17 protein-coding genes are annotated in these 21146 nt (G+C 68.1%); 6 read left to right on the top strand and 11 right to left on the bottom strand.

Annotated features, from left to right (window positions below):
• Nucleotides 1–13: 13 nt before the first annotated feature.
• Nucleotides 14–766, bottom strand: coding sequence for an SDR family NAD(P)-dependent oxidoreductase (locus tag SROS_RS31455; RefSeq protein ID WP_012892962.1), 753 nt, complete (start codon nucleotides 764–766; stop codon nucleotides 14–16).
• 209 nt (nucleotides 767–975) lie between these two features.
• Here SROS_RS31455 and SROS_RS31450 point away from each other — a divergent pair, with 209 nt between their 5' ends.
• The 4 genes from SROS_RS31450 to SROS_RS31435 all read left to right on the top strand — a co-directional run bounded on the left by SROS_RS31450 (nucleotide 976) and on the right by SROS_RS31435 (nucleotide 5404).
• Entirely contained in the window at nucleotides 976–2154 is a 1179-nt protein-coding gene (locus SROS_RS31450; protein WP_012892961.1) for a PQQ-dependent sugar dehydrogenase, read from the top strand.
• Nucleotides 2155–2331: 177 nt separating this feature from the next.
• Nucleotides 2332–2724 (top strand): hypothetical protein, encoded by a 393-nt coding sequence (locus SROS_RS31445; protein ID WP_012892960.1) that lies wholly within the window; start codon nucleotides 2332–2334, stop codon nucleotides 2722–2724.
• Entirely contained in the window at nucleotides 2714–4477 is a 1764-nt protein-coding gene (locus tag SROS_RS31440) for a DUF4012 domain-containing protein (RefSeq protein WP_012892959.1), read from the top strand. Before SROS_RS31445 ends, SROS_RS31440 begins: the two co-directional genes overlap by 11 nt.
• A 123-nt stretch (nucleotides 4478–4600) precedes the next feature.
• Nucleotides 4601–5404, top strand: a complete 804-nt coding sequence (locus SROS_RS31435; protein WP_012892958.1) for an arsenate reductase/protein-tyrosine-phosphatase family protein — start codon at nucleotides 4601–4603, stop codon at nucleotides 5402–5404.
• Here SROS_RS31435 and SROS_RS31430 read toward each other — a convergent pair.
• The 5 genes from SROS_RS31430 to SROS_RS31410 are packed head-to-tail and all read right to left on the bottom strand — an operon-like array spanning nucleotide 5382 to nucleotide 10952.
• Complete coding sequence (locus tag SROS_RS31430; RefSeq protein WP_012892957.1) at nucleotides 5382–6746, bottom strand: tyrosine-protein kinase domain-containing protein; 1365 nt, start codon at nucleotides 6744–6746, stop codon at nucleotides 5382–5384. The genes SROS_RS31435 and SROS_RS31430 overlap by 23 nt on opposite strands.
• 4 nt (nucleotides 6747–6750) lie before the next feature.
• Nucleotides 6751–7791, bottom strand: coding sequence for an MraY family glycosyltransferase (locus SROS_RS31425; protein WP_012892956.1), 1041 nt, complete (start codon nucleotides 7789–7791; stop codon nucleotides 6751–6753).
• On the bottom strand, nucleotides 7788–8786 hold the full coding sequence (locus tag SROS_RS31420) for an NAD-dependent epimerase/dehydratase family protein (RefSeq protein ID WP_012892955.1): 999 nt from the start codon (nucleotides 8784–8786) through the stop codon (nucleotides 7788–7790). The genes SROS_RS31425 and SROS_RS31420 overlap by 4 nt, the downstream gene beginning before the upstream one ends.
• A gap of 52 nt (nucleotides 8787–8838) precedes the next feature.
• On the bottom strand, nucleotides 8839–9819 hold the full coding sequence (locus SROS_RS31415; RefSeq protein WP_012892954.1) for an NAD-dependent epimerase/dehydratase family protein: 981 nt from the start codon (nucleotides 9817–9819) through the stop codon (nucleotides 8839–8841).
• Nucleotides 9816–10952, bottom strand: a complete 1137-nt coding sequence (locus SROS_RS31410) for a glycosyltransferase (RefSeq protein WP_245564347.1) — start codon at nucleotides 10950–10952, stop codon at nucleotides 9816–9818. The genes SROS_RS31415 and SROS_RS31410 overlap by 4 nt, the downstream gene beginning before the upstream one ends.
• 406 nt (nucleotides 10953–11358) lie before the next feature.
• On the opposite strand from SROS_RS31410, the gene SROS_RS31405 reads away from it, so the two are divergent.
• A complete protein-coding gene (locus SROS_RS31405) occupies nucleotides 11359–12585 on the top strand; it encodes a hypothetical protein (RefSeq protein WP_012892952.1) in 1227 nt (408 codons plus the stop codon).
• Between the two features lie 117 nt (nucleotides 12586–12702).
• Here the strand turns inward: SROS_RS31405 and SROS_RS31400 are convergent, their stop codons facing one another.
• On the bottom strand, nucleotides 12703–13659 hold the full coding sequence (locus SROS_RS31400; protein ID WP_218919721.1) for a polysaccharide deacetylase family protein: 957 nt from the start codon (nucleotides 13657–13659) through the stop codon (nucleotides 12703–12705).
• A gap of 126 nt (nucleotides 13660–13785) precedes the next feature.
• The gene (locus tag SROS_RS31395) at nucleotides 13786–14346 is read right to left on the bottom strand and encodes a class I SAM-dependent methyltransferase (protein ID WP_043653305.1); all 561 of its coding nucleotides are present in this window, start codon (nucleotides 14344–14346) and stop codon (nucleotides 13786–13788) included.
• Nucleotides 14347–14844: 498 nt separating this feature from the next.
• Here SROS_RS31395 and SROS_RS31390 point away from each other — a divergent pair, with 498 nt between their 5' ends.
• Nucleotides 14845–16143, top strand: a complete 1299-nt coding sequence (locus SROS_RS31390) for a lipopolysaccharide biosynthesis protein (RefSeq protein WP_043653303.1) — start codon at nucleotides 14845–14847, stop codon at nucleotides 16141–16143.
• A gap of 63 nt (nucleotides 16144–16206) precedes the next feature.
• On the opposite strand, the gene asnB is transcribed toward SROS_RS31390, so the two are convergent.
• The 3 genes from asnB to SROS_RS31375 all read right to left on the bottom strand — a co-directional run bounded on the left by asnB (nucleotide 16207) and on the right by SROS_RS31375 (nucleotide 20878).
• Nucleotides 16207–18105 carry an asparagine synthase (glutamine-hydrolyzing) gene (gene asnB, locus SROS_RS31385; RefSeq protein WP_169369419.1) on the bottom strand — a complete coding sequence of 633 codons (1899 nt, stop codon included), beginning with the start codon at nucleotides 18103–18105 and terminating at the stop codon, nucleotides 16207–16209.
• A 5-nt stretch (nucleotides 18106–18110) separates the two neighbouring features.
• A complete protein-coding gene (locus tag SROS_RS31380) occupies nucleotides 18111–19265 on the bottom strand; it encodes a glycosyltransferase (protein ID WP_012892947.1) in 1155 nt (384 codons plus the stop codon).
• A 395-nt stretch (nucleotides 19266–19660) separates the two neighbouring features.
• Nucleotides 19661–20878 (bottom strand): glycosyltransferase, encoded by a 1218-nt coding sequence (locus SROS_RS31375; RefSeq protein WP_081453259.1) that lies wholly within the window; start codon nucleotides 20876–20878, stop codon nucleotides 19661–19663.
• Between the last annotated feature and the right edge of the window lie 268 nt (nucleotides 20879–21146).

Here is a 21146-nt window from a genome sequence, read left to right as displayed (position 1 = left end):
GGGGCGGCCCGCCCTACCGGCGGCCGAGGCGGCGGGAGACCTCGCCGGCGAGACCCCGGGGGATCAGCCTGCCGACCCCGACGATGGCCTTGTAGCGGATGTCGGGGATGCTCACCCGCCTGCCGCGGGCCAGGTCGCGCATGGCCTCGTCCACCACGTCGTCCGCCGAGAGCCACAGGAAGCGGGGGATGCCGGAGACGTCCATCGAGGCGCGGTCGTGGAACTCGGTCCGGACGAACCCCGGGCACAGGGCCATCACCCGCACGCGGGTGCCGGTCAGCTCGGACGCGATGGACTCGCTGAAATTGACGACCCACGCCTTGGACGCGCTGTAGGTGCCCCGGGTGAAGAACGCCGCCACCGACGCCACGTTGACCACCGCCCCGCGGTCGCGCTCCCGCATCCCCGGCAGCGCGGCCAGCGTCAGCCGCAGCACCGCCTCGCAGTGCACCTTCAGCATCCGCAGCTCGTCGGCGACCGGGACGTCGAGGAAGGCGCCCGGATGGCCGAAGCCCGCGTTGTTGACCAGCAGGTCGACCCCCTCACGCAGCCGCGCCTCGACCGCCGTCAGGCCCTCCTCGGCGGCCAGGTCGGCGGGGAGCACCTCAACCTCCACCCCGTAGCGCAGGCGCAGGCTCTCGGCGGAGGAGGTCAGGCGCTTCTCGTCGCGGGCGACCAGCACGAGGGAGAAACCGTCGGCGGCCAGGCGGCGGGCGAACGCGGCGCCGATGCCGGCGGTCGCTCCCGTGATCAGTGCGGTGGGCATGCGTGCAGTCTAGAGACCGCGCCGCCGGAACCGGCAACTCCCCGCCGCACCTCCGGGCCCCCGTCTCTCCGGGGCTCCCCTAGAGGGCGGCGCCGACCGTCCGGCACAGGGGACGGCGCCGATCGCCCGACGCGGGCCGGGAACCTTCACCGCGGGGCCCCGGTACAGGACATCATGGATACGTCGTCGATCAATGGAGGATGAGGACCGTGCCGATCTCCTGCCGGGCCGGAATGGGGCTGGCCGTGCTCGGCGCGGCGCTGGTGGCCTGCTCCACGGGCGACCCCGCCGCCTCCGCCGCGCCGTCGGCTCCCGCCCCCGCGGTCTCGCGGACGGAGCCTGCCCCGGAGACGGGGGCGGCCCTCCCGCGGGTCCGGTTCACCGAGATCGCCCAGCTGGACATGCCGGTGGCGATGGCCCTGCGCACGGGCGATCCCACGCTGTATGTCGCCGAGCAGACGGGCCGGCTGCGCGCGATAGCGGACGGCGAGGTCGCGGGGGATCCCGTCGTCGACCTTTCCGGGGAGGTCAGCCGGGGCAACGAGCAGGGGCTGCTCGGGGTGGCGTTCCACCCGGAGGGCGACTTCCTCTACCTCAACTGGACCGACCGCGACGGGCACACCCACGTCACGGAGTGGGCCTTCAGCGACGGCAGGGCCACCGCGCGCCGGGACGTGCTGGTCCAGCGGCAGCCGTACCCCAACCACAACGGCGGCCAGCTCGCCTTCGGACCCGACGGCCACCTCTACGTCGCGCTGGGCGACGGCGGCAGCGGGGGCGACCCGCAGGGCAACGGCCAGAACCTCGGCACCTGGCTGGGGAAGATCCTCAGGATCGACCCGCGCGGCACGCCGTACAAGGTCCCCGCCGGCAACCCGTTCGCCGGCAGGAAGGGTGCCAGGCCCGAGATCTGGGCCTACGGCCTGCGGAACCCCTGGCGGTTCTCCTTCGACAGGGAGACCGGGGACATGTGGATCGGCGACGTCGGGCAGAACTCCTGGGAGGAGATCGACTTCCAGCCCCGGGGGAAGGGCGGCCTCAACTACGGCTGGAACCTCAGGGAGGGCGGCCATCCCTTCCAGGGCGCGGCCCCGCCGGGCGGGGCGGTCGACCCCGTCGCCGAATACGCCCTGGGGCGTGACGGGACCTGCTCGGTCATCGCCGGCCATGTCTACCGGGGCGCGCGGATCCCGGGCCTGCGCGGCCGGTTCCTCTACGGCGACTTCTGCGCGGGCTGGGTGAAGGCGGCCCCCGCCGACCGGCCCCGCGAGGCGCGGGAGGTGGGCAGGGTCGAGCAGCTCTCCTCCTTCGGCGAGGATCACGACGGCGAGCTGTACGCGCTCAGCCTGGCCGGGCCCGTCTACCGGCTTGAGGCCGAGGCTCCTTAGCGGGTCCGGACGCCCAGCGTCAAAAGACGGAGAACAGTGTGTGATCGTTCGGTAAGGGCCGTGAGCCGAACAGGGCACCTCATGTCGAGGCGGATATAACGGGTTCCGTGGACATGTCGCTCGTATTCCGAGCGGTATTTTGCCATGGCCTGAATCATCGCCACGGGGGAGTCTGAAATGGCCAGAAAACGGATGGTATCTATTTTTCTAGCGGCGGCGATCGGGGGTGGATTCGCGCTCGCAACCGCCACGATGGCGACAGCCGAAACCGGCATTCCGGCAATCGCCGTCGTTTCGGCGCCCTATCCGCCGGGGCCGGTCAACAACAATAACAACAACAACGGCGCCGACCCGACCGACCCCGGTTTCGACTCCGGTTTCGATTGCGGTGACGACAGCTGCTGCAGCGAGGAGAGCTGCTGCAGCGGTGGCTGCCATGCGGTCAAGGAGCTGCCGTTCACGGGAGCACCCGTGGCCACGGTCGCCACGCTGGGCGGTGGCCTGCTGGCCGCCGGAACCGCCGCCAGCCTGATCGCCGTACGGCGCCGCCGATCCACCAGTGGCATCTAGAAGACGTCGCAGAGCCGTCGTAACCGGCCTGCTGGCCCCCGTCGCCGTGGTGATACTGGCCGGGGGCTGGTCGGCCCATCTCGGCTTGGGCGTGCGCGACCACCTGGAGGCGGCCAAGAGCGCCCTGCTCCGGCTACGCGCGGTGGCCGACACGCGCGACCCCGCACTGATGGGCCGGGCGATCGCGGACGCCCGGTGGCACGCCGCCGAGGCGCGGCGGCTCACCGCGGACCCCTGCTGGTCGATGATGACGCGCGTTCCGCTGGTGGGGGAGGGCGCGACGACCGTGCGCGGGCTGGCCGAGAGCGCCGCGGAGCTGACCGACGTGCTGGCCGCCGTCCAGCGGGCAGCCGCGGTGTTCGTCACGGCGGAGTCGCACTCCCTGGGCAACGTGCCACGTCTGCTGGCGGATCTCGACGCGGCCGCACCGGTCCTGGAGGACGCGGCCGGACGGCTCGCGCGGGTGAGCTCCCGGCTGGCGGCCACGCCCGCCGGCACCGGCGTCGACCTGCTGGACCAGGCGCGGGGCACGGCGCTGCAGGAGGTCGATCGGCTCCGGGGCTGGCTCGGCAACGCCGCGACCGCCGCCGCCCTGCTCCCTCCGATGCTGGGCCGCGACGGCCCGCGCCGCTACTTCCTGGCCTTCCAGACCAACGCCGAGGCCCGGGGGACCGGAGGCCTGGTCGGCGCGTTCGGCATCCTGGAGGCCGACCGCGGGAAGATCGGCATCAGGCGGCTGTCCTCCAACGCCGATCTCGGCATGAGCCCGGCCCCCGTGGTCGATCACGGCCCGGCCTTCCGCGCCCGCTACGGGCCGAGCGCGGCCAAACTCCTCTCGATCTCCAACCTCTCCCCGCATTTCCCCTACGCGGCCGCCACCTGGGCGGGGCTGTGGGAACGGCAGAACCACCGGCGCCTGGACGGCGCCCTGGCGACCGACCCGGTCGGGCTGTCCTACCTGCTGGAGGTGATCGGCCCGATCGCCCTGCGCGGCGGGGAGACGGTGACCGCCGAGAACGTCGTCGACCTCACCGAGCGCGCCGCCTACGCCCGATACGACGACCCCATGGCGCGCAAGCGGTTCCTCATCGAGGTCGCCGGTGCCGTCAGCGAGGCGTTGCCGGCCTCCTTCGCGGAGCCCTCCCGACTGCTGCCCGTCCTGTTCCGCATGGTGGACGAGCGCAGAATCCAGGTCTGGAGCCGCCGGAAGGCCGAGCAGTCGCGCCTGTCGGCGACCGCCGTCGGCGGCGTGCTGCCGGAGCGGCCGGGACCGTTCGCGGGACTGGTGGTCAACAACTCGGCCGGCGGCAAGCTCGACTACTACCTGGAGCGCTCCCTCGACTACGAGCTGGGACCGTGCATGGGCGGGACGCGCTCCGCGACGGTGCGCATCCGGCTCACCAACGACGTGCCGCGGGGAAGCCTGCCCGGCTACGTCACCGACCGGCTCGACTCCCCGCGGCGCAGCCACAGGCCCGGCTCCAACCTGCTGTGGGTGTCGCTGTACGCCGGGGTCGGAGCGAGGATGAGCGAGGCGCGGCTCGACGGGGAGGAGGCGTCGGTCATCAGGGAGGACGAACGGTCCCATCCCGTCTACTCCACCCTGCTGGAGTTCGCCCCCAGGCAGTCGAGGACGCTGGAGTTCGACCTGACCGAACGCTCCTCCGGCGAGTCGCCGCTGGTCCCGGTGCAGCCGCTGGTCCGTCCCCAGCAGACCCGGATCGTCGAGAACACGGTGGGCTGCGCTCCCTGACGGAGGAGGCGCGGCCGGCGGCGGGGAATCCGCCGCCGGCCGCGCCGCCGTCACCGGCAGCAAAGGGTAAACAGCGGCGCGCCGCGGGCGGGGCGCCGCCGGGGGCGATCTACCGTCACGCTCATGGAAGGTGTACGGCGGACCGCCGAGACCGGTCAGCCCATCGATCCCGCGCCGGCCGGACACGAGAACTGCGGCCGCCGGTGCTGGAGGGACGCGCGGGCACTTCCCGCGCCGGATGATCCGGGGGACGGGCCGGATGGTGCAGGGGCCGGGCCGGATGGTGCGGGGGACGCGCCGGATGATCCGGGGGCCGGGCCGGATGGTGCGGGGGCCGGGCCGGGCGGTGCGGGGGATGAGCCCGGGTTCCGCATCCTGTACGTCTGCACGGGCAATCTCTGCCGCTCCCCGCTGGCGGAACGGCTGACCCGGTCGGTCCTGGGGCCGTGCCCGGCGCTTCAGGTGATCAGCGCCGGCACTCAGGCCGAGCCGGGCAGGCAGATGGCCGAACGGACGCGGCGCGTGCTGGTCCGGCTCGGCGGCGATCCCGGCGGGTTCGTCTCCCGCAGCCTGACCTCCGAACTGCTGGCCGCCGCCGACCTCGTGCTGACGGCCACCACCGAGCACCGCGCCGAGTCGGTGGCCGGACATCCCCCGGCGGCCACCCGGGCCTTCACCATCGCCGAGTTCGGCGTGCTGGCCCAGGCCGTGCCGGCCGGCGCGGTCGGCCGTCACGAGGATCCCGTACGGCGGGCCCGTGCGCTGGTCGCCGAGGTGCGCGCCCTGCGCGGGCTGGTCCATGTGGACCGGCCCGACATCCCCGACCCCTACGGCCGCTCCCGGCTCGCCCACCGGGCGGCGGGACGGAGGATCGCCCGGTCACTCGCCGTCCCGCTCCGGCTGCTCACGCATTCGCCGGCACCTTGACCTTGGCGTCGGACTCGTAGCCGTAGCCGTAGTACGTGCTGCTCTTGACCGGCGCGAAGTTCAGGACGGTCCCCACCACGCGGGCGTTGATCGACGACAGCAGCTCCACGGCACGGACGAGGTGCTCCCGCCGGGTCTTGCCGTACCGTGCGACGAGCAGCGTGCCGTCGCAGATCGCCGCGAGCGTCGTGGCATCGGCGACCGGCAGCATGGGCGGCGCATCGATGATCACCATGTCGTACGCATCCGTGAGCCGGGCGAGCACCTGGCGCATCCCGTACGAGCCGAGCAGCTCGCTCGGGTTCGGCGGGATCTGGCCGCTCGGCAGGACGTGCAGGCCGGCCTCGCCCCAGGGTTGCGTGACATCCCGCAGCTCCGCTTTGCCGATCAGCACGTCTGTGAGCCCCACTCCTCCCTCGATCCCGAGATAGCCCGGGATGCTCGGACGCCGGAAGTCACCGTCCACCAGGATCACCCGCCCCCCGGCCTGCGCGAGCGTGATCGCCAGGTTGGCGGAGATCGAGGATTTTCCCTCACCGGGCAGGCAACTGGTGACCACGAGGGATCTCGGCTGCCGGTCGACGCTGATGAACTGCAGGTTCGTGCGGAGTGACCGGAACGCCTCGGACCTGGACGACCGGCCGCCGGTGCGGACGATCAGAGGATGGCGGCGAGCGGCCCGCTCGTAACCGATGATCCCGAGTATCGAGCTCTTCGACGCCTCCTGCAGCACCTCCCTCGTCTTGATGGTCGTATCCAGGTAGTCGCGCAGGACGAGCAGACCGATGCTGGTGAACAGCCAGATCACCAGGGCGAGCGCCAGGTTGATCAGCGGCTTGGGGCTGACCGGCTCCTTGGGGACATCCGCCTGGTCCACTACCGTGATCTTGATGGTGGCGCGGCTGTTGGGAGAGGGCCGCTCGATCTGGTCGATCAGCTGGGTGAACGTGATGCTCAGGGCGTTGGCCAGCTGTGCGGCGCGTGCGGGGTCGGTGTCGGTGACCGTGGCCCGCAGCAATACGGTGTCGGGGATCGCCTCGGCCGTGATGTTCTTCTGAAGACGCTCGACGTCCTCCTCCGCGGTGATCTGGCCGACCACCCGGCGGCTGGTCAGCAGGCTCGCGTAGGACTTGACCCGCTGCGCCGACAGCGCTCCCGCCTGGTAGGCGGTGGAGAGGCTGCCTTTCCTGTCCTGGCCGGAGATCAGCATGGAGGTCGACGCGACGTATTTGGGCGGCGTGTTCTCGGTGACGACCAGCGCTGTGGCCACTGAAATGATCAATGCCAGCAGGATGAACAGCCAGTTCCTGCGTACGAGCCGTACGTAGTGGAGAAGTTCCACCGGATTATCGCCGCCTTTCACGAATGATGGCCGGACGGTTCGGAGCCCCGACCGGGGAGTAGACCCGCACGCGCTGCGGCAGGTTGATGAGGATGAGCGCCGCCCCGATCGCGGCGACCGTTGCGATGAGCGGTGAGATCCAGCCCAGGGCCATCGCCAGGCCGAGCGTGCCGGTGACGGCCGCCACGGCGGCGAGAATGGCGGCTGTCAGCCTCGTGCTGAGCCCGAGCCGGAGCAGGCGGTGGGACACGTGGTCGGTTCCCCCCTGCAGCAGTGGGCGGCCCGCCCGCTTCCGTGACAGGATCACGACACCCGTGTCGACGGTCGCCACGAAGGTGGGCAGCAGCAGGCCCGCGATCACCGTGCCCGTGCTATGTCCGGTGACCAGCAGGGCGGCCGAGCAGGCGATGACGAATCCGATGAACAGCGACCCGGCGTCCCCCATGAACACTTTTGCCGGCGCCCAGTTGTGCAGCAGGAATCCCAGGCTGGCGTGGGCCAGAGCCACCAGGAGCAGCCCGATCGCCAGTTGCAGGTGGACGAAGGCCATCCCCGCCAGGAAGGCGGCGCTGACCGCCGCGACGGTCCCCAGGGCGCCGTCCATGTTGTCGAGCAGGTTGAACGAATTGGTGATCACGACTATCCAGAGCACGGTGATCGGGCCGTCCAGCCAGCTCCCGGTCACCGTCGCCTGGACCCCGCTCACCACGACCCCGACGGCGGCCACCGCCTCGACCGCCAGCCGTGTGAGCGGGGACAGCGACGAAATATCATCGATCAGTCCCAGCAGGGCCACCGCCATGGCGGCGATCATGATCGCGGTGGTCCGTTCGTCGGCCAGGCCCGTGAGGACGGCCGGCGGGACGATCGTGCCGAGCATGACCGCCATGCCGCCGAGATAGGGGATGGGCCGCTCGTGCACCTTGTGGCCGCCCGGTTGATCGGTGAATCCCCAGCGCAACGCAAGACGTCCCAGCAGCGGGGTGGTGCCGGCGGCCAGCAGACAGCCGGCCGCGCCCGTGATGATTACGCTTGCGCTGTTCACCGCTGTGACGCCGCCAGATCGGCACGGGCCTCGGCGATGCTCTCCGTCAGGATGTCGTTCAGCGACCGCTTCGGCACCCACCCGGTGAGCTCGCGGAGCTTCGTGGTGTCGGGCACTCTGCGGGTCATGTCCTCGAAGCCCTTTTCGTAGGCCTCGGCATAGGAGATGAGATCGACCCCGGCTGTGGTCCCGGTGAGTTCGATGATCATTTTGGCGAGCTCCAGGATGCTCACCTCGTCGTTCGATCCCACGTTGAAGGTCTGGCCGACCGCGCCGTCATGGTCGAGAAGCTTGACCAGAGCTTCGACCACGTCTCCGACATGGGCGAAGCACCGGGTCTGCGTGCCGTCGCCGAAGACGGTGAGCGGGACGTCGCCGGCCGCCTGCCGGACCAGGCGGGGGATGACCATGCCGTAGGCCGGGCTCTGACGCGGTCCCACCGTGTTGAACAGCCTGACGATGATCGTCGGCAGGCCGCGTTCCCTGTGGTAGGCGTTGGCCAGGATCTCGTCGACGGCCTTGGCCGTGCTGTAGGCCCACCTGACCACCGCCGGACTGCCCAGGATGCGGTCGGAGAGCTCGGTGAGAGGTCCGCTGGAGTTCTTGCCGTAGATCTCGCTCGTGCTGGTGACGAGGATCTTCCGCCGGTAGCGGTGCGCCGCCTCGATGACGATCTCCGAGCCGCGGATGTTCGTCGTCAGGGACCGCAGCGGCTGCTCGACGATCAGCTTGACGCCCACGGCGGCCGCGAGATGGACGACCACGTCGCACCGGTGCACCAGTTCGTCGACCATCAGCTCGTCGAGGACCGAGCCGTGGACGATGCGCAGCCGGGGGTTCCCGGCGGCGTGGGCGAGGTTGGCCAGGCGTCCGGTGGACAGGTTGTCCAGGATCACGACGGAGTCACCCCGTGCGAGCAGCGCGTCGGTCAGATGGGATCCGACGAAACCGCTTCCTCCGGTTATCAGGTAAGTGGTCCCTGCTGAGTTACTCACAGGTTTCTCCAGATTTCATGTAATAAAAGGCTGTTTGAGTGCTTGTGGATGTTCAGGAGGTGCAGGGCAGGCCGACCTGGCTCGATCCGGTGGCCGGGACGTTGGCCATGGCCTTCTCGAACCAGGCCACGGTCATGCGGAGCCCGTCGTCCAGCGAAACGGGACGGACACCGGGGAACAGGCCGGCGAGCAGACGGGGAGAGGCTTGTGACTCCCGGATGTCGCCTGTCCGTGCCGGTAGGAACGACGGCTCGATCGGCCGGTCCAGAACCGCGGCGAGGGCGTCCTTCAGGGAGAGCAGGGAGACGCGGGTTCCGAACGCGAGGTTCACCGGTTTCCGGCTCGTCACCCGGCGGATGGCTGCGTCGGCGAGGACGGTGGTCACCGATCCCACGTAGGTGAAATCACGTGCCTGGTTGCCGTCACCGTAGATCGGCACCGGACGGCCGTTCAGAGCCGCGGAGACGAACGCCGGGATGACGGCCGCGTAGGCGTGGTCGGTGGCCTGCAGAGGGCCGTAGACGTTGAAGAAGCGGAACGGCAGGACCGGCAGGCCGTAGCTTTCCGCGTACGCCAGGGCGTAGGCCTCCATGGCGAGCTTGCTCGCGCCGTACGGGCTGAGCGGCCGGGTGGGCAGATCCTCGTGCTTGTGCGGCTCCTCGCAGTCGCCGTACACCGAGGACGAGGACGCGAGGATCAGGTGCGGCCGGCTTCCACGGCACGCCTCGAGAACGCGGAGGCTGCCCGTGACGTTGACGGTGTGCGTGGCCAGGGGGTCCATCAGGGAGCGGGGCACCGAGGGCCGGGCCGCCAGGTGGATCACATGCGTGGCACCGGCGACGAGCTCCGCCAGAAGGTCCTCGTCGAGGATGCTCCCCGTCACGACGTCCACGCCGAGGTCGCCGAGGTTTGTGAGGGCCCCGCTGCTCAGATCGTCCAGCACCGTGATGCTCTCGGCTTCGGGCCGGGTGACGAGCGCGCGGCAGACGTTCGCCCCGATGAACCCGGCACCACCTGTCACGAGAATTCTCATCGGGGCGTTCCCTCCAAGACCGTGCGGGACCGGCGCGCCTCGCACAACGACCGATAAAGGGTTTCGGTGTCCGAGACCAGCCGCTCCACCCCGAACGAGGCCGTCGTCCAGCGGCGGGCCGCGTCGCCCAGCTGGCGTGCGAGCAGGGGGTCGCACAACAGCCGTATGGTCTGTGCGGCCAGCTCGCCGGCATCGGGCCCGGTGAGCAGCCCGGTGTGACCGTCCCGGACGACCTCGGCGACGCTTCCCACACGCGTGGCGACGGCCGGGACCCCGGCCATCCCGGCCTCGATGAGGGTCAGCGGCATGCCCTCGTTGTCGGAGGTCAGCAGGACCACGTCGGCCGCCGCGTAGACCGTCTCCACGTCTCTTCTCCACCCCATCAGGTGGAAGGAGCGGTGGGCGGGTCCGATGCTCCGCTCGACCTCCGGGCTCAGCTCGCCGCCTCCGCAGACGACGAAGTGGCACCCGGGGACACTCCGGAGCACCGAGTGGGCCACTTCGACGAACCGGTCGGGGCGCTTGACCTGGGTGAGACGGCCCACATACGCCACGACGGGCGCGTCCATCGGCAGGCCCAGAGCGGCACGGGCCGTTCTGCGGTCGGGAACGCCGCCCAGCCGGACGCCGGGCGGGATCACGACGTACTGCTCCGGGCGGCCGATCCTGGCCGCCAGCAGATCCTCGCGCACCCGGGAGCCCACCGTCACCAGCCGGTCGGACATGGTCGCGAGGAGCCGCTCGGACTGTACGTAGAGGTGGCGTTTGGGCGGCGAGAAGTACCCGTGCAGGAGGTGGCCGTGGAAGACGTGTATCCGGGCCGCACCGGTGCCGGCCAGGCGGGCCGCCGTGCGGCCGAGCGCCCCTGCCTTCGCCGTCCGGGTGTGGACGATGTGCGGGCGGAACTCCCGTATCCGGGCGATCAGGTGGATCAGGGTCCGGACGTCATCGGCGGGTCTGACCGACCGGCCGAGTCCTGGGACCCGGTGAACCCGCACCGTCGAACCGCGGAGCCGGAGATGGTCGCCCTCGCCGCCGTCCACGTAACCGGTATAGAGACGGTGGTCGAACTCATCCGGGTTCAGCCCTTCGGACAGCCCCAACACCTGAGTAGCGGGGCCCCCCACGTTCATCCGGGCAATTATTTCCATGACACGAATCCGGCTGTCCGGTTTCACACGGGCTCCTTGGCGGCAGACGTGGCTCACCTCGAAAAAGTAACTAGGGATTCGGCCCGTTCCGCCCACGCCGTCGCGACGGTGGTGAAATGTTTTCTCGCTCCCTACCTGCACGTGATCGAGTCACTTGCCGGGCGCGGTGGTTGTTCGCGCCGTCATATGCCCATGAGAGCGGTCGGCGGAATGCGCCGGTGGAAAGAATCGGCAAGGAGAGGTAATCACCGGACCATGGGCGACCGCTGGGCGCGCTGTCGCCCGGCCCTGGCGCTAGCGTCGCCGTCGCAGAGTTGCTCGCCGGCGGTTCAAATCGACCGCCGGCTCCTGTGGCGTCGTCCCCGGCGCGGACTGAAGGTCGCTTTCCATGGAATATCTCGTCGTCGTCGCCGCCGTGGTGGTACTCGTCTTTCTGGTTCACGCGAACCTGGAGAGGGGAGTGGCACGCCGGGCGCTACCGGTTCTGCTGGCCGCGTTCGCCGTCCGGATGGCCGTCCACGTTCTGGTGATGCGGAGCGGGGTCATCGAGTACGGTGGCGACAACCTGGGGTACGAGATCAGGGCCATGCAGATCGTCGAATACTGGAAAAGCAACGGCTTTCAGTTCGTCACGTCCGAGGACATCAGCACCCTGTCATTCGTCGCCGTGCCGTGCCAGGTCTTCGCGATCATCGTCTACCTGTGCGGCGGTCCGGCCCCACTGGCCTGCACCGCCGTGGTCGCGCTCCTCGCCTGTGCGCTCTGCATCGTCATGTACAAATTCGCGCGGCTGGTCGGCGCCGATGATCGCGCGTCGTTTCTGCTGCTTGTCGTGACGGCGTTCATGCCCGCATTCCTGCTGCATACGTCGGACACCTACAAAGACGGGTTCAACGCGTTCCTCGTGGTTACCAGCATCGGCCTGGGGACTTCTATCGCACGCCGTTTCGATATGCGCAGGCTGCTCATGCTCGTGCCGCTGCTGTGGGCACTGTGGTATGTGCGCCCGTACATGGTGTTCATGTGCGCGGTGCCGCTGATCCTTGGTCTGATGGGCCTGAAGAAGGTGTTCTCCCTGCGGGGCCTGTTCGTCTCCACGGTGCTGCTGGTGTCCGCTCTCCTGGTTTTCGGAGGTGTTTACGAGAGCACTCCGGTCGAGGTGATCCAGCAGCAGCTCGAGATGGGCCAGGCGGAGAACGTCCGCAGTGCCAACGGGGACGGCGGGTCGGGCGTCGTCTTCGAAGACGGCGGCAACCCGTGGAGCACGCTCGACGCCAAACTGCTCTATACGGTCCTGTCACCGTTTCCCTGGACCCAGGGTGGCCAGATGCTGCAACTCGGAAAGATAGACGTACTCATCTGGTACTTCCTTCTTTACCATGCGGTGCGCGGGGCTCGCCGGCTGTGGTGCCATGACCGTGTGGCACTCCTCGTCCTCCTCTCGTTCGTCATCCCGGGCACGATCGTCTACGCGACGACCATGGCCAACATGGGCCTCATATTTCGCCAGCGCATACCGATCGTCATGGTCACGAGTGTGTTCGCCGCGGTGGCGTGGACGAAGAACCCCGGCGACCGGGAGCAGCCCGTGGCCGAGGTCGTCTCGAGGGTTTGACGACCGGCCCGGCGCCGGTACGGCGCCGGGCCGGTGGGCGGCAGGACCTCAGAAAAGCGTCGGCACAGTGAGAACGCGCGTCATCGTCGGTACGGTGACCGGAAGCGTCACCGGGGACTATCTCCGGCCCGCGGCCTGGGAGATCCGAGCGTGATACTCGGCCAAGGTCAGGGGCTGGAACCTCTCGGCGGCGAATTCGAAGAGCTCCTCCATGTCGTCGAACAGCCCCTCGATGCTTCGGCCCGTGCGGAAGTACGGGCTCCCGCCGGGCATCATCTCCGACGAATGGAGCATGAATTCCACATGGTCGCACGCCGCCGCCGGCGCCTGGGCGGCGATCCGCAACAGGTCGGTTCTGTTCCTGCCGTCAGGCCTCATCCATTTGACCTCGGGCGAGACCCGGTTCATGAGGCGTTTCGCCGTGCTGCTGCGGGAGATTAATCTGTCGACCCCCTTCCAGGACTGCCTCCACGGGCTGGGGACTATGGTCATGGGCACCTCGAGAAGGGGCGAGTCGCCTTCTCTGCCGATGCATTCGAGATCGACGAAATACGCGTTCCGGGGAAAGTCTGAGTAGTCTCTCGGCCCTCGGCCCGCAGGCGCGCCCCGGTTTCCGCTCCAGGAGACATGCGGTGTCACGGAGCAGTCGACGAGGTATCCGTGTTCGACCAGGATCTTCGCGTATCGCTCGTCGAGCGCCCATCTGCCGGCGCGGTGACTCACCATGGACACCTGGAACATGTCTTCCAGGACCTCGGTCGCCATCCGTACCTTCTCCCTGATGACGTTCTCCGGGAACTCGATCAGAAAGGGGTGGTGCACATGGTCCATGCTCGTCAGGGGGACCGACGGGGGAGTGGTCCAGGAGTGCAGATGCATTCCGATCTCACCGGCGTCACGATCGACAACGGACGCGCCGAACTCCTGGAACACGGGGTCCTGGGCCATTGCCCATTCCGTCAGATATGTAGGGCGCATCCCGTGTTTTTCGCACAGCGACTGGAATCTCGGCAGATGCTTGGCGTTCTCTGTCGTGACCGTCGATGACCGGCTCCATTGATCATCGGCTTCCACGTCTATGGTGATAATGAAGGCAGGGCGAGGGTGAGATGATCCGTTCACACGCTCAAGATTAATTGGCGGTCGGAGGTGTCACGAAATGCATGGTATGTGTTTCTTCAGCATCTTCAAAACATGAGGTCACCGGTCACACTGAAACAGGAGGACGATTTTTCCGTCCTGCCAGTCGGACTCCTGCCTGACGAGTGTGCCGAAGGCCTTCATCATCGTCTCGATTCTGCCGCGCTGCCCCGGAAACTCATCCACCATGATGTACTGCACGGGCTTGTTCTTGAGCAGTGAACGCAGGTTCTCCTCGATCCACTCGTCCGGCATGTAGTGGAGCCAGCCCATCGCGATCAGCAGATCTATGGACTCGCACTCCAGGTGGACGAGGGAGTCGAAACTCCCCACCCGGTAAGAGGTGTCCGGGCGACGCAGCCTTCCCAGGAGCCTCGCGCACGAAATCGTCGCCGAGTCCACGTCGTATCCGAACTTCTTGTCGGCCTTCACCCTGCTCACGATGTCACCCAGACCGCAGCCGACCTCCACGACCACCCGGGACGATCCGGGCACCTCCCGGGCGAGGGCTACGGCGACCTTCTTGTAGTTCGTCGTGTGGAACCCCCTGAGATGCCACTTGTCCGCGCCGTACGCCGACAGCAGGGGAGACAGGAGGACCTTACGGGTCAGCGCGGTCACGGTGTTTCCGACTCCGTGCTTCCTTGCCATTTCGAGTTGATGCTCGAAGCGTCGCCTGATCACTTGGAAATCACTCCCATAGTTTTCCGCGCCACCGGGAAGTCGCGCGGATCTCACATGTCTTCGCCGAAACGGCCGATGCCGGACGGGTGCCGTGCCCGGTTGCCGGCGATGCCGCCGGGTGGCGGGCCCCGGCGCCCGGCCCGACCTGGAGAGAGGCTCCGTCACCCGCGTCCGTCCGAGTGGCGGTCGCCGTGGCTCCGATCCTTGGAGCGGCATCCCGCACGACACACCTCCGATCAGCGCACAGCGCTGGACGACGACACTCTCGGTAAGATTCAGTGACTGTGAGTATTTCATTGGAAGGACGCTCATGCGCCGAAAAGGCCCTATCGCCGGTTCGGCGTGCCGCGCCGTGCATACGTCCGACATCACCGTGATCGAGGTCGGATGCCTTCGCCGGAAGTAGCGACCCCTCTCCGCAGGACCGTGCAGACGATGGCGAGCAACACGCTCCGGCTCGTGCTGGCGACGGGTACGGGCGTCCTCATCGCACGGGCCTTGCAGCCGGAGAGCCGGGGCGTCTACGCCGTCGTCACCACCGCGGCCCTGATCGCGATGACCCTGGGGCAGCTCTCCCTCGACAGGTCACAGATCGCCCTGTGGCCGGATGCCTCCCAGCGTCGTTTCCTGATGGGCAACGGCCTGCTTCTCGGGCTGCTCCTGGGAGTCGTGTCCGCCTCGGCCACCTTCGCGGTCACAGCGCTGTTCGTTCCTCAGGCGACGCCTTACCTGCTGGTCATCGCCATGCTCACGGTGCCTTTCGGCATCTCGTGGACCAACCTTCAGGGGATCTTGCTTCTTCAGTCCCGCACACGTCTGGTCAACGGAGCCTGGGTCCTGACCGGGCTGGTCCAGTTCCTGCCGATACTGGGCTTCGCCGTAGCCGGCTCCCTCACCGTCACCTCTGTGATCGTCTGCTGGGCGGCCTCCACCGTGGCGCCCTTCATCCTCTTCCTCTACGTGCTGCGCCGCTCGGCCCTGGGCGGAGACGCCGCGCTCGCCCGGCGGCAACTCGCCCTGTCGGGCCGGTACCACATCGGCCGGGTGGCCTTCTACCTCCACATGACCGCAGACGTCCTGCTGCTGAATACCCTCGCCTCGCCGTCCGAGGTCGGCCTGTACACCGTGGCGGTGTCGATCCTGTCTCTCGCGCAGGTGCCGACCGAGGCGGTGCGGCAGGTCTGCCTTCCGGGTCAGGTCGTGGAGAACGACCGCGACGCCGGTGACACCACCGCCCGCGCCCTCCGGTTCAACCTGATGTTCTCAGCGATTGTGATCATCGCTCTGGTGGTCACCGCTCCAGTACTGGTCCCGCTGGTCTACGGTTCCGCCTACGCCGGCAGTGTGGCGCCGCTGTTCGCCCTGGCGGCCGGCGCGCTCGCCCTGGCCCCGCTCCGCGTGGTCGAGCAGTACCTGATCCGCCTGGGGCGCCCCATGACCATGACCGCCATCGCGATCGCCGGCCTCGCCGTGAACCTCGGGTTGAACGCGGTGCTCATCCCCCTGTGGGGAGCCGTCGGAGCAGGGCTGGCCTCAACGGCGTCCTATACGGTGATGGTCGCGATCGAAATCACTTGGTTCATCCGCGTCTCCAAAGTCGGTGCACGGGGAGTGCTTCCCCAGATATCCGATCTACGTCCTGTCCTCTCGGGACTCGCCCGGATGCGCAGGGGCACGTCCAAGGGGCCGGCGGAGTCGCATGATCATGCCGGGGACGGCCGCCTGAGCGTATGAGCGTTCATACGCTCAGGCCTGGAGCGGCGACCGGTCCGGGTCATCCCGCGGATCGGGATGGGCTCAGGGCTGCGGCAGGGGGCATCGGACCTCGTCCCGGCTCCACGTACCAGGCGTGGCATGCGTCCGATGCCAGAGCTCGAACTGCAGCAGAGCCCATAGCCGGACGCTGTGGTCGACGCCGTCCATGTGCCGCTGGAGCAGTCTCCGCACCGCCGCCGGCCGGAACAGGCCTCTGTCGCGCGCGGTGTCGTCGGTGAGCAGGTCATAGGCCAGCTCCCGCAGTTCACCGCGGAGCCAGGTGGCGAGCGGCACCCCGAACCCCTGCTTGGGATAGCGCAGCAGCTGTTGCGGCAGCCAGGGCGCCACCGCTTGTTTGAGCAACAGCTTGGTCTGGCCGTGGCGGACGTGGAGTGCGCTGGGAAGGGCCGCGGCCCACTCCATCAGATGGTGGTCCAGGAACGGCGAGCGGGCCTCCAGCGAGTTGGCCATCGTCGTAATGTCGATCTTGGCCAGCAGGTCACCTGGAAGGTAGGTGAGCGTGTCGACGTCCAGAACACGGCCGACATCGGTTTCCGCCGGCGAAGCTTGGAAGACCTCCTCAAGCAGGCGGTAGCTGTCCACCTCCGCCAGCAGGTCCCGGAGCCGGTCGCTGTAGATCTCGGATTTCTGTTCCGGCGTGCAGTAGGAGATCAGCCGGGCGTAACGCTGTGACGGATGCGCGGCGGCGAACCCCATCAGCCGGCCCAGCCGCTGGGACAAGGATTTAGGAGCGCTCCGCTCGCTTACGAGGGTGCCGGTGCGTGCGAGCACTGCCGCGAACGGCTGGGGGATGCGCGGAATCCTGCGGGTCTGGTCCATCAGCGCGTAGCGCTGGTAGCCGCCGAAACACTCGTCTCCGCCGTCCCCGTTGAGCGCGACGGTGACATGCTGCCGGCTCAGCTGGGCCACGTAGAAACTGGGAATCGCCGAGGAGTCGGCGAACGGCTCGTCGAAGTGCCACGCGAGGCGCGGCAGGGTGTCGAGAAGGTTCGACGTCACCACGAGCTCGTGATGATCGGTGGAATACCGGTCGGCGACCATCCGCGCCTTGTGGCGTTCGTCGTAGCGGCTGTCCTCGAAACCGATGCTGAACGTCTTGACCGGCTCACTGCTCTGCATCGCCATGGCGGCGACCACGGCCGAGGAGTCGACGCCGCCGGACAGGAAGGCTCCGAGCGGGCGCTCGCTCACCATGCGGATCCGCGTCGCCTCCAGGAGGAGTTCACGTAGCCGCTCCTCCTCCGCCCGTTGGTCCGTCACGGGCCGGGGAGAGCGGTCCAGCCGCCAGTAGCGGTCCACCGTGATCTCGCCGCCCTCCCAGACGAGCACATGCCCGGGAGGAAGTTTGTGCACGCCCTGATAGATCGAGCGCGGTGCGGGGACGTACAGGTACGTCAGGTAGTGGTGCAGGGCGACGGGGTCGATCTCGCGGTCCATGCCCGGGTCCTGCGTGAGGGACTTCAACTCGGAGGCGAACCGGATCGAGGCGTGGTCGGAGCGCCAGTAGAGCGGTTTCTTGCCCACCCTGTCCCTGGCCAGGACCAGACGCCGGCGGTCCCGGTCCCAGATGGCGAAAGCGAACATCCCCCGGAGGTGGTGAACCAGATCCACGCCGAACTCCTCGTAGAGATGCACGAGGCATTCGGAGTCTCCCGCGGTGCGCAGCCGGTGCCCTTTGGAGATCAGCGTCTCGCGGAGCTCGGGGAAGTTGTAGATCTCGCCGTTGAACACGGCCACGATCCGGTTGTCCTCGTTGTAGACGGGCTGGTCGCCGGTCGCCACATCGATGATCGCCAGCCGGCGCATGCCGAGTGCCGCGTGTTCGTCACTGTGAAAGCCGGCACCGTCGGGCCCTCGGTGCACCAGCACGTCACACATGCGGCGGACGAGCCCGGGGTCCGGATGCGATGTCGAAGCCATCCCGGCTATCCCGCACATCGGGCCTCCAGAAGTCGCTGATAAAGGGTGACGTGCTGGTCGGCCATGACGGCCACGTCGAGGTTCTTGCGCGCCCAGGCGCGTGCCGCGGCTCCCAGCGAGGCCGCGAGCTCCGGATCGTCCAGGAGGCGGACGAATCCTTCGGCAAGAGCCGGGGAATCGGCGGCGGGGACGAGGACGCCACGGTCCTCCAGGAGCTCGGGCGTACCGCCTACCGAGGTGGCGACGATCGGCCGGCCCGCGGCCATCGCCTCCATGACCGCGTTGCTCAAGCCCTCGGACAGCGAAGGAAGGGCCACCACGTCGGCGCGGGCCAGGAAGCCGGCCGTGTCCGTGCGGCATCCGAGGAAGCGGACGTCGACGCCGAGTGCGGCCGCCTGCGCCTCGAGGGGGCCGCGCTCGGGACCTTCGCCGATGAGCACCACCGTGCATGCGCGTCCCTGCCGGGAGAGCAGCGCGGCGGCCTCCATCAGGAAACGGTGCCCCTTGACCTCCAGGAGATTGGCGATGCAGACGATCACCGGGAGAGAGGTGTCCACATGCTCCGGCTCGACCGGATCGAACGCCGGCTCCGGTAGGCCGTTGTAGATCACACTCAGTTTGCGCGCCGGCACCCGCTCGACCGCTCGGGTCTCCCCGGCGATGGCGACGGCGTTCGCGACCACATGATCGGTGAGGCGGGTCGCACCCCTCTCCAGAGCCAGCACCCACCGGCGGCTCCTTTTGAAGAAGCCCTGACTGCGCCGGCCGGCGACCACGACCGGAACCCGCGCCAGCCGGGCCACGGGCGCCCCGACGACGTAGCCGAAATAGAGGAAGGCATGCAGCACCTGAGGTCTCAGGCGCCGCAACAGGCGTAACAGGGAGATACAGGCGCGCAGGTTGCGGGCCAGAGCCGACGGTCTCCCCGAGACGGGGACGAAGCCGAGCTGGTGTACCTCTATCCCCTCCAGCATCCCCTTCAGCCGCGGGGACTCCGTGTGCCGTCCGCCTCTCCGCAGGACGAGCACCTTTACGTCGATGTTCCTGGCGCGGAGCTCCCGGGCCAGCAGAGAGATCTGTACCTCGGTGCCTCCCAGCGGCATCAGCTGCGGGATGAGAAGCGCGACGCGCCGAAGGCCGGATCCATCGCTGACCGCCACGACGTTGTCCCTTCCAGAGGCTGCCCTCTAGCATCGAAATCTGGTTGAAACGGTCCGCGTCCGTGGTCCGTGGTCAGAGTCGCCGACAGGTGTGCCGTACGGGTGAAGGCAGGTCGGTGTGTCACGCCGATTTTTTGACGGACTCGGTGTCCATACCGCTCTCCACGCGTTTGGAAAGAGTCATTCGATTGCCTGTCCAGCAGGACGACAATGACGGCCACGCCGACAGGTCCCTGACTCCCGAGACATATTACGGAAGGTGACCGCACGGACACGAACAGGCGGAAGGGCGTGTCCTGAGACGGACCGTTGAAAAAGTTGAAAAAGACGCCGGGTTCCGTCCCTCGTAAAGGAAAACGTGAAGTCGTCGTGGACGCGACGCGAGCCGTTCTCATCTAACCTTGGGCGCGATGACCGGTCGGTATGTTCAGATCTGTCGCGAACTTCTGGCGTATGAGGCGCGCGTAGGTGCTCAGGTATCGATTGACGAGCATGTCGCTGGTGAAGTGGTTCACCGCCCACTCCTGCGCCGAGGCGCCCAGCCGTTTCGCGAGCGCGTGATCGGTGAGAAGGCGCTGGATCGCGTCGGCCAGAGCGGTGGCGTCGGCCGGGGGGACGAGCAGCCCGCGGTTCTCTCCGAGGAGCTCGGGTACGCCGCCGACGTCGGTCGAGACCGTGGGAAGTCCGGCCGCCATCGCCTCCATGACGCAGTTCCCGAGGGCCTCCGCCAGCGTCGGATGGGCCATGATGTCGGCGCGGGCCAGCCACGCGCCCACGTCGGTTCGGAAACCGGGAAAACGGACATCGATTCCGAGCTTCTCCGCTTGTCTCTCCAGATTGCCGCGTTCTGGTCCGTCCCCGATCAGAACGATGGTGCATCTCAGTCCGCGGAGTTCGAGGAGTGCCGCGGCGTCGAGCAGGTGGCGGTGACCCTTGAGAGGCTGAAGCCTGCTCACGCAGACCACGACGGGACACTCCGTTTCCAGGTGGGCCGGGCTGTGCGGAAGAAACGCCGCGGGTGGGAGGCCGTTGTGGATCACAGTGATTTTGTGGCGGACCCGGAAGCGGCTTGAGAGCTCGTCCGCGATGCTCCGGCTGACCGGAACGATGTGATCGGCCAACCGGTTGGCGGCCCTGTCGATGAGCGATGTCAGCAGGCCTCTGCCGGTGATCCTGAGCGGTGTGTGACGTCCCGCGACCACCAGGGGGACCCCGGCCAGCTTGCCCGCCGGTACACCGATGGCATAGGAGTGGAACAGGTGGGAGTGGAGCACATGGGGCCGGGTCCGGCGCAGGAGGCGTACGAGACGGCAGAACGCCGCGATGTCGCAGAGGAGCGCCCGCCGCCAGCCGGCGGTGCTGATGGTCCGGAAGCGCAGATGGACCACGGGAACTCCCGCATCCTGGAGAAACGCTTCGAAGGGGCCGCCGTCGAAGAGCAGGAGCACGCGGCTGTCGACACCACGGGCGCGCAGTTCCTTGGCGCGTAGTACGACCTGGCTTTCCGCGCCACCTATGCCCATGGTGCCGATCATGTAGAAGACGCGCAATTCACGGTTATCGGTCAGGCGACGGCTCCGCCCGCGACGCCATCCCTTGAGTTTGCTGATCATGGATGTAGCATTACAGATCACGACTGTATCTCCCGTTCCAGGAGATGGTGTGTCTTGCCGCCCTGCCGTACCGGCCGGCCCATGTGAACGAATGACAAAGACATTGGAAAACGTGGCCGTCCAAATCCGGTCAGGACGCTCGTGTCGTGAGACTTGCGTGCATGGCCAAGACTCCTCACCTTCAAAGTCCCTTGCCGGATCCCCTTGAACTTACGGGAAAAGCACCGGTAAATCGGACTTCGCATGCACGAAGATGGTCTGTATGGTG

Origin of the sequence: Streptosporangium roseum DSM 43021, assembly GCF_000024865.1 — a bacterium.
In the GTDB taxonomy this organism is placed as follows: domain Bacteria; phylum Actinomycetota; class Actinomycetes; order Streptosporangiales; family Streptosporangiaceae; genus Streptosporangium; species Streptosporangium roseum.
Note: the sequence above shows the minus strand (reverse complement) of the source record. Positions and strands in the feature narration are given on the sequence as shown.

What these genes read in the sequence shown, in the direction of transcription:
- SROS_RS31445 (WP_012892960.1), top strand. Translation starts at nt 2,332, where the DNA reads ATGGCCAGAAAACGGATGGTATCTATTTTTCTAGCGGCGGCGATCGGG.
- SROS_RS31435 (WP_012892958.1), top strand. Translation starts at nt 4,601, where the DNA reads ATGGAAGGTGTACGGCGGACCGCCGAGACCGGTCAGCCCATCGATCCC.
- SROS_RS31455 (WP_012892962.1), bottom strand. Translation starts at nt 766, where the DNA reads ATGCCCACCGCACTGATCACGGGAGCGACCGCCGGCATCGGCGCCGCG.
- SROS_RS31390 (WP_043653303.1), top strand. Translation starts at nt 14,845, where the DNA reads ATGGCGAGCAACACGCTCCGGCTCGTGCTGGCGACGGGTACGGGCGTC.
- SROS_RS31410 (WP_245564347.1), bottom strand. Translation starts at nt 10,952, where the DNA reads ATGAACGTGGGGGGCCCCGCTACTCAGGTGTTGGGGCTGTCCGAAGGG.
- SROS_RS31415 (WP_012892954.1), bottom strand. Translation starts at nt 9,819, where the DNA reads ATGAGAATTCTCGTGACAGGTGGTGCCGGGTTCATCGGGGCGAACGTC.
- SROS_RS31405 (WP_012892952.1), top strand. Translation starts at nt 11,359, where the DNA reads ATGGAATATCTCGTCGTCGTCGCCGCCGTGGTGGTACTCGTCTTTCTG.
- asnB (WP_169369419.1), bottom strand. Translation starts at nt 18,105, where the DNA reads ATGGCTTCGACATCGCATCCGGACCCCGGGCTCGTCCGCCGCATGTGT.
- SROS_RS31375 (WP_081453259.1), bottom strand. Translation starts at nt 20,878, where the DNA reads ATGATCAGCAAACTCAAGGGATGGCGTCGCGGGCGGAGCCGTCGCCTG.